At 78.3% G+C, this 1,629-nt stretch carries 3 protein-coding genes; all 3 read right to left on the bottom strand.

What is annotated here, in order from left to right:
• Positions 1-377: hypothetical protein (locus tag DZF91_RS24030; protein WP_199486848.1), on the bottom strand; the 377-nt coding region annotated here is incomplete at its 3' end.
• A gap of 100 nt (positions 378-477) precedes the next feature.
• Positions 478-966: a ferritin-like domain-containing protein gene (locus tag DZF91_RS24025; RefSeq protein WP_235834513.1), complete on the bottom strand. Its 489-nt coding sequence runs from the start codon at positions 964-966 to the stop codon at positions 478-480.
• Between the two features lie 156 nt (positions 967-1,122).
• A partial coding sequence (locus DZF91_RS24020) for a ferritin family protein (protein ID WP_117359570.1) occupies positions 1,123-1,629 on the bottom strand: 507 nt, incomplete at its 5' end.

The following is a 1,629-nucleotide window of genomic DNA, read 5'->3' as shown; positions in this document are numbered from 1 at the left end:
GCCTTCTCCGGCCGGTCGGCCTTGGCCGCGGACTGGGCCGCCGCGTCGGCGCCGCCCGCCGCCCCGGCCGTGCCCGCCGGCTTCTTCTGCGCGAGGTCGGCGTCGGTCCCGACCGGCAGGCCGAGCTGGTCGCGGACGGTCCCGAGCAGGCGGTCGATGCGCGCCTGGAGGCTGGCCAGGTCGGCGCGGGCCACGTCGGCCTCGGCCTTGGCCCGGCGCGCCTGGCGGCGGGCCTCGTCGCGCTCGGCCGCCAGGTGCGCGAGCTGCGCCTGGTAGGCCGCCCTCAGCTCCTCCAGCGGGGACACGGCCGACGCCCCGGCCTTCGACTCCGAACCGGACATGTTCGTGGATGCGGTCTCGGTCTTGTTCACTGTCATGTGTCTGGATTCCTCCCCCGATGGCCCCAGTACCCGTGCGAAACGGACTAACGCGGATCCGAGCCTCGCAGTTCCCACGCACACCGGGGATGGAGGACGGTCAGCCTCCCGAGCCGCCCGGCTCCGGCGCCGGGTCCAGCGAGCCGCCCGGCAGCCCCGGGAAGGCGCTGGACGGCCCGGTCACGCGGCCCGTCCCCGCCATCGCCTGCCAGCGCACCGACCGCGTCATGGCCTGCTGCATCTCGCGCGCCGCCATCGTCCGCAGCGCCGGATCGGGCGCCCCGGCGAGCCCGGCGTAGGCCGTTACGACCTCGCGCTCCAGCACCGCCGCGAGCTGCGCCGCCGTCCGTCCGGACGACGGGCGCACCGGCAGCCGGTACACGGGCGCGGCGGCCACGGCCCGGACGCCCATCGCCGCCAGCCGGGAGATCAGCTCGTCCCGCTGGGCCCGGTGGTCGTCCCAGACCGTGCGGGCGTTGGCCTGCGCGGCCCCGCGGAGCCGCGCGCCGAGCACCCCGTACCCGTACACCGCGGCGTGCTCGGCCTTCAGCGCCTCCTGAAGCGCCGACGCCACCGTCACCTCGCCCACGTCATCCCCCCGCCCCAGCCGTCACTCCGCGCCCGCAGCCACCCGCACCCGCCGTGAGCCCGCGCCCGCAGCCATCCGCCCCCGCCGGGGCCCAGCGCCCGTAGTCGTCCGCTCCCGCCGTCAGCTCGCGTGCCGACGTGCTTCCAAGCCCGTGCACTAGGCCCTCCCGAGGGCCTCGGCGTGCCCGGCCTCGCAGGCGCCGATGCTCGCCAGCACCTGCGCGAGCCCGGCGTCGGCCTTGGCGACGGCGGACGTCAGCCGCACCGCCGCGGCCGTCTCGGCCCGCCGCAGGTCGGCCAGGACCGCGGCCTTCCCCCCGGCGGGCGGCGTGGCCTGCGCGGACGGCGGGATCCGGCCGCCCTCGTCCGCCCGCCGCCCCGAACCGGGCACGTAGTGGCGGCGCAGCACCGTCAGGTGCGAACGGTGGTGGGCGAGGACGGGATCGAGCAGCCAGGCCAGGTCCGGGTGGGCCGACCGCGCGGCCTCGTAGCGGGCCACGAGCTCCTGCTCGGCCGTGATGGCGGCCACCAGGACGGGCAGCGCGGCCGTGTCGGCCTTCGCGGGCCGCACCGCCCGGCAGCCGCCGAGAAGGGGCAGCGCGGGCAGCGCGAGGGCCGCCGATCCGCCCAGCAGGGCGCGGCGGGACGGCGCCGCCGCCCGTGT

It is taken from the genome of Actinomadura logoneensis, from assembly GCF_003428695.1.
GTDB lineage: Bacteria > Actinomycetota > Actinomycetes > Streptosporangiales > Streptosporangiaceae > Spirillospora > Spirillospora logoneensis.
Note: the sequence above shows the minus strand (reverse complement) of the source record. Positions and strands in the feature narration are given on the sequence as shown.